5 protein-coding genes are annotated in these 6,123 nt (G+C 74.3%); 4 read left to right on the top strand and 1 reads right to left on the bottom strand.

Annotated features, from left to right (window positions below; all coding sequences use genetic code 11):
• Window positions 1-56: 56 nt before the first annotated feature.
• The 3 genes from B4M60_RS09355 (at window position 57) to B4M60_RS09345 (ending at window position 3,700) form a co-directional block, all read left to right on the top strand.
• Window positions 57-1,406 (top strand): 3-oxoacyl-ACP reductase, encoded by a 1,350-nt coding sequence (locus B4M60_RS09355; protein WP_414646776.1) that lies wholly within the window; start codon window positions 57-59, stop codon window positions 1,404-1,406.
• A gap of 6 nt (window positions 1,407-1,412) precedes the next feature.
• The gene (locus tag B4M60_RS09350) at window positions 1,413-2,321 is read left to right on the top strand and encodes a MaoC/PaaZ C-terminal domain-containing protein (RefSeq protein ID WP_291082692.1); all 909 of its coding nucleotides are present in this window, start codon (window positions 1,413-1,415) and stop codon (window positions 2,319-2,321) included.
• Window positions 2,322-2,500: 179 nt separating this feature from the next.
• A complete protein-coding gene (locus B4M60_RS09345; protein WP_291082688.1) occupies window positions 2,501-3,700 on the top strand; it encodes a PQQ-dependent sugar dehydrogenase in 1,200 nt (399 codons plus the stop codon).
• 272 nt (window positions 3,701-3,972) lie between these two features.
• Here the strand turns inward: B4M60_RS09345 and B4M60_RS09340 are convergent, their stop codons facing one another.
• Window positions 3,973-5,235, bottom strand: coding sequence for an MFS transporter (locus B4M60_RS09340; RefSeq protein ID WP_291082685.1), 1,263 nt, complete (start codon window positions 5,233-5,235; stop codon window positions 3,973-3,975).
• A 76-nt stretch (window positions 5,236-5,311) separates the two neighbouring features.
• Between B4M60_RS09340 and B4M60_RS09335 the strand changes: the two genes are divergently transcribed.
• Window positions 5,312-6,123, top strand: an 812-nt coding sequence (locus B4M60_RS09335) for an SRPBCC family protein (RefSeq protein WP_291082683.1), incomplete at its 3' end; no start/stop codon positions are given.

Here is a 6,123-nt window from a genome sequence, read left to right as displayed (position 1 = left end):
CAGCAGTAAGTTACTTGTCGACCCGCAGTACCGCACCTCTCCAGGAGATGATCGCCATGGCACAGGGCAACCTCGACCTCTACTCGCAGTTCGTGACCTCGGCCCCCGGGTCGTTCATCGCCGGCAAGGTCGGCCTCCCGCAGCCGGAGCAGCTGCGTCGCTTCGAGGCCGGGCAGCCCGCCCTCCACGGGCCGGTCCTGGTCGGCGGCCAGGGGCGCCTCGCCGAGCCCGTCCGTGAGATGCTGCAGGGCGACTACGACCTCGCCGGGGCGGACGCCGAGGGCAAGTTCGCCGGCCTCGTCTTTGACGCCACCGCCGTCCGGCGCGCCGAGGACCTCAAGGCCCTCTTCGACTTCTTCAACCCGGTCGTGCGCCGCGTGACCCCGAGCGGCCGCGTCGTGGTCCTGGGCACCATCCCGGAGGAGACCGGCTCCGTCGAGGAGCGCATCGCACAGCGCGCGCTCGAGGGCTTCACCCGCTCCCTCGGCAAGGAGATGAAGCGGGGCACCACGGTCCAGCTCGTCTACGTCTCCGCGGACGCCGACGCCGGCGCCTCCGGCCTCGAGTCCACCCTGCGCTTCCTCCTCTCCGGCAAGTCCGCCTACGTCGACGGCCAGGTGTTCCGTGTGGGCGCCGGCGGCGCGACCGCCCCGGCCTCGTGGGACCAGCCGCTGCAGGGCAAGGTCGCCGTCGTCACCGGCGCGGCCCGCGGCATCGGCGCGGAGATCGCCGCCGTCCTGTCCCGCGACGGGGCGCACGTCATCTGCTGCGACGTCCCCGCCGCCGGCGAGTCGCTCTCGGCCACCGCGAACAAGGTCGGCGGCACCTCGCTGCCGCTGGACGTGACCGCCGCCGACGCCGCCGAGGTGCTGGCCAAGCACGTCGAGGAGCGCCACGACGGGGTGGTCGACATCCTCGTCCACAACGCGGGCATCACCCGGGACAAGACCCTCGCCGGGATGGACGCGGCCCGCTGGGACTCGGTCATGGCCGTCAACCTCATCGCGCCCGAGCGGATCACCGCCGACCTCGCGGAGAAGGGCGTCCTCACCGAGGGCGGCCGCGTGATCGGGGTGTCCTCGATGGCCGGCATCGCGGGCAACCGTGGCCAGACCAACTACGCCGCCTCCAAGGCCGGCGTGATCGGGTTCGTCAACGGGGCCTCCGCCGAGCTGGCGTCCAAGAAGGTCACCGTCAACGCCGTGGCCCCCGGCTTCATCGAGACCCAGATGACCGCCGCCATCCCCTTCGCCACCCGCGAGGCCGGCCGCCGCATGAACTCCATGCAGCAGGGCGGTCTGCCGGTCGACGTGGCCGAGACCATCGCCTACTTCGCCAGCCCCGCCTCCTCCGCGATCACCGACAACGTGATCCGGGTGTGCGGCCAGTCGCTGCTGGGCGCGTGATCTGACATGGAATACACCCGCCTTCCCGCCATCCCCAACCTGCTGTCCCAGTACGGCAGGGCCGCCCTCGGCGCGGTGCCCGTGGTGGGCGGCAGCCGCGACGGCAAGTCGATGCCCGCCACCGGCGTCGAGGTCTCCGGCGTGCGCGTGGACGTGGCCAACCTGGCCGCCTACGCCCGCGTCTGCGGCCTGCGGTTCGGTGACACCCTCCCGCTGACCTACCCGTTCACCCTGGCCTTCCCGCTGAGCATGCAGCTCATGCTGGATCCGGCCTACCCGGTGCCGGCCATGGGGTCGGTGCACCTCACCAACGAGATCTCCTCCCGCCGCCCGCTGCGCGTGGGGGACGAGCTCACCATCCGCGCGCGCGCCGAGAACCTGCGGGAGCACCCCGCCGGCCTGCTGCTGGACATCGTCACGGAGATCAGGACCGGCGACGACGACGAGCCTGCCTGGGTCCAGACGGCGGGCCTGCTCTCCAAGCGCAGGACGTCACTGACCCCGGCCAAGGACGCGCCCCGTCCGCCGAGGCCCGAGCCGCCCACCGCGGCCGAGATCGGCGATCCCACGGTGGTGAGGTCGGTGTCCGAGGCGCTGATCTCCGAGTACGCGGCCGTGTCCGGCGACCGCAACCCGATCCACGTCTCCACGGTCGGCGCCAAGGCCTTCGGCTTCCCGAACGTCATCGCCCACGGCATGTGGACGGCCGCCACGCTCCTCGGCGTGGTCGAGGGCGCCATCCCCGAGCGGGCGCGCTACTCGGTGGAGTTCGGCAAGCCGGTGGTGCTGCCGGCCAAGCTGGGCGTCTACGCCCGGCGCGGCTCCGCGGCCGGCGATCCCGCGTGGTCGCTCACGGTGCGGAACCCCAAGAAGCTGGGAACCGTGCACGCGAGCGCCACGATCGAGGAGATCTAGCCCCACCACCCGCTCGACCCCGGGAACCACCGTCAACGGCGTTCCGGATGCCCGCCCGAGAGGCGGGTGCCCGGGACGCCGTTCCCGTCGCATGGCGGGGTGCGGTGTCGCGCTCGCCGCGCGGGGAATACGTTCGGTGGGACCGAAGTCCACGTCCCACCCCGACCGAGGAGCGCCTCGTGTTCTCTCCCTCCCTGCCCCGCAGCGTCGCCGGCGCGGCCATCGCGATGGCGGTGACCGTCGCATCGCCCCTGACCGCGTGCGCCCAGAGCAGCCTGCCCGGCGGCGGTTCCGGCACCGGGTCACTGGGGTCGCTGGCCCCCGAGCAGCCGCTCTCCCCCGGCCCCGAGGTGACCGTCCAGGAGGTGTCCGGTGGCCTCACGATCCCGTGGGACGTGGCCCGCGACCCCGACGGCCTCATCATCACCGGCGAGCGCGGCTCGGGGACCGTGTACGCGATCCGTCAGGGCGGGGAGCGGACCCGGGTCGCCGCCGACTTCGGCGAGTTGTCCAACCGGGCCGAGAGCGGACTGATGGGCCTCGCGCTGGCGAGGGACTTCGCCTCCTCCCGGGAGGTCTACACCTGCCACTCCGACGCCGCCGCGGGGGACAACAGGGTGACGGCGTGGCGCGCGGCCGACGACTGGTCCGTCCTCGAATCCCCGCGGGTGCTCGTGGAGGGGATCCTGTTGTCCGCCCAGGGGCTGCATTCCGGCTGCCGCCTCCTCGCCCACCCCGACGGCACCCTCTACGTGGGCACCGGGGACGCGTTCACCGGCCCCGCCCCGCAGGACCTCGCCGGATTGTCGGGCAAGATCCTGCACGTCACCCGGACCGGGGCCCCCGCCGGCGACACGATCGGCGACTCCCCCGTCCTCACCTACGGGCACCGCAACGTGCAGGGGCTGGCGCTGCGGCCGGACGGCGGGCAGGTCGTCTCCGCCGAGCACGGACCGAGCCTCGACGACGAGGTGAATCTCGTGATCCCCGGGGGCAACTACGGCTGGGACCCCGACACCCGCGGCCGGTACGACCAGAACGTCCCGATGACCGATACCGAGGCCTTCCCCGCGGCCGTCCAGGCGTCGTGGAGCTCGGGTGCGCCCACCCTCGCGCCCGGTGGGATCGCCTTCCTCGACGACCCCGCGTGGGGCGAGTGGGACGGGGCCCTGGCGGTGGCGATGCTCAAGACCAGCCAAATAGTCCTGATGAAGCTGTCCGCGGACGGGCGCTCCGTCACGCAGACCGCGAGCATCCTCAAGGACGCCCACGGCCGCCTGCGCTCGATCACCGCGGAACCCGGCGGGTCGCTGCTCGTGACCACCTCCAACGGCGGCGGCACCGACAAGATCCTGCGCATCAGCCCCGTCGCGGAGTAGCCCACCACCCCGCCACCCCGCCATCCCACCCGCTTGCGCTGCCCCCTCGACTTGCGCTGCCCCCTCGCCCTGCGCTGCGTGTCTGGTCCATACGCAGGTCACAACCCCTGGAACACCGCGCAGAGGGGCAGCACACCCCGGAACCGCCCGTTCCCGGTGCGCTGCCCCTCCGGCTCGCGCTGCCTCTATGCCCGCAATCGCCCGGGTTGCGATGCGGCAATGGACCGATCCGCCAGCGCAAGGCGAAGGGGCAGCGCACCTCGGCGGGCCGGTCAGTGGCCGGCCGGCCGGGCTCGGTCCACCGGGGCTCGGTCCGCCCGGCCGAGCAGCGGCCCGGCCATCAGCGCGATCAGCACACCGCCCACGATCAGCGGCGCGACGGTCCAGCGCATCCCGGCGTGCTCGGCGATGAGGCCGACCACCGGCGGGGAGGCCAGGAACCCCAGCCGGATGACCCAGTTGAGCACGGCCAGCCCGGTCCCGGGGGCCAGGCCCGGCACGGAGTCGGCGGCGACCATCGCACCAGGGATGATCGTGGCGATGCCCCACCCGGCCAGCGCCGACCCGACGAGCAGGGCGGCCACCAGGACCGGCCCGTCCAGGGCGAAGGAGGCGACCAGCGCCGCACCCGAACCCGCCACCACGCACGCCCCGCCCATGCGGCCGACGTGCGCCGCGCCGACGCCCTCGACCAGGCGGTCGCCGGTGAGACGACCGACCAACTGCATGCCCTGCACGGCGATGAACCCGAGTCCCGCCAGGCCCGCGCCCGCCGCCGCCACCTCGCGCAGGTAGAGGGCGGACCAGGTCTGGGCGAAGTCCTCGACGATCGCGGCGCAGCAGGCCATCAGCCCCAGGGCCGCCAGGAGCAGCAGCGTGCGCCCGGTGGCGCGGGCCGGCGTCCGGGGCCGGGCGCCGCGGCCGGACCCGTGCTCGGCACCCGGGGGCCCCAGCCGGAGGGGGAACGCGGCCAGCGCGGCCACAGTGCTGGCGACCCCCGCGGCGATCATCTGGAGCACCACCGGCGTGCCGACGCCCGCGGCCACCGATCCCCCGGCGGCGCCGAGCGCCGCGCCGAGCGACCACACCGCGTGGAACCGGTTGATCAGCGAGCGTCCGTGGCGCGACTGGACGCGGATGCCGTGGGCGTTCATCGACACGTCGGTGATCGCGTCGCACAGCCCGAACAGCAGCAACAGCCCCGCGAACACGGCCAGGGCGGGCGAGAAGCCGACGAGCGCCACGATCGCCGACGCCGCGATCATCGCGGCGACCGCGACCGCCCCGTCCGAGCGTCGCCTCATGAGCGCGGGCGTGAGCAGCCCGCCGACCAGCGCCCCGGCCGGGTAGCAGGCCATGGCCAGCCCGAACGCGGCCGGCCCCAGGTCGAGGGCGTCCTTGAGGTCGGGCAGCCGGGGCACGATCGCGCCGAAGACCGCCCCGTTCGCGGCGAAGAGCAGCGCGGTGGCGACGATCGGGCCCCGAACGCCGGTGGCCACGGCATCCTCGCGCGCACCGCCGTCCGTCCAGGTCACGGCCGCCACACTACGTCCCGAGCGCTCGCCGGTAGCGTGACGCGGGAGAACAGCGGACCGGTGAGGGGAGCGCGGCATGTATGACGTGACGGCGGGGATCGAGACCCACGACGGCGGCCGGCGCGTGGCGTGCCGGGTGCCGCTGCCCGTCGCCCCCGGGGTGGTGTGGGACGCGGTCGCGACCGGCGAGGGCATCTCCTCGTGGTTCGTGCCGTGCGCGCTCGAGCCGCAGGTGGGCGGGCGGATCGTGCAGTTCGCCGACCCCGGCGCCCCCGACCCCACGACCGGCCCGGAGGCGGCGGCCGAGGCGATGCTCACCGCGACGGTCGGCGAGATCACCGTGTACTCCCCGCCGTCCGGGTCCGCGCCGGGGACGTTCACCTACGCCGAGCGGGACTGGATGGGCGAGGGTGTCCCGGTGCCGCCGTGGGAGACGTCGTGTGAGGTGGTCGACGACGACGAGGACGGCAGCCTGCTCACCCTGCGGTCGGGGTTCGGCTCCGGCGGGCAACTGGCGGAGGAGTCGGTGGACGGCAGTGTCGACGGCTGGGTGCAGGCGCTGACCGTGCTGGCCCACCGGCTGACCCATCGCCCGGCCGACGGGGTGGTGACCGTGGACGCGGCCACCGATCCGGTCGACTGCGGGGTGCCCGAGCTGTGGGCCCGCGTGACGGGGAGGCTGATCGCGCCGGCCACCGGGGCGGGCGGGGGCGCCGGGGACGGCGGCGGCACGGTCGCCCGCTCGGGCGAGGTGGGCGGCATCGTCGCGGCGGGGTCGGAGGCGGCGCTGACGCTGATCCTGTCGGCCCCGGTCGACGGCGTCCTGGAGCTGTTCGCGTTCCCCGCCGGCGAGACCCACGAGGATGCGGCGGGGCGCGCCGCGATCGC

Origin of the sequence: Dietzia sp. UBA5065, from assembly GCA_002415925.1 — a bacterium.
Lineage (GTDB): Bacteria > Actinomycetota > Actinomycetes > Mycobacteriales > Mycobacteriaceae > Dietzia.
The sequence above is the reverse complement of the archived record's forward strand: the minus strand, read 5'-3'. Positions and strand labels throughout refer to the sequence as shown.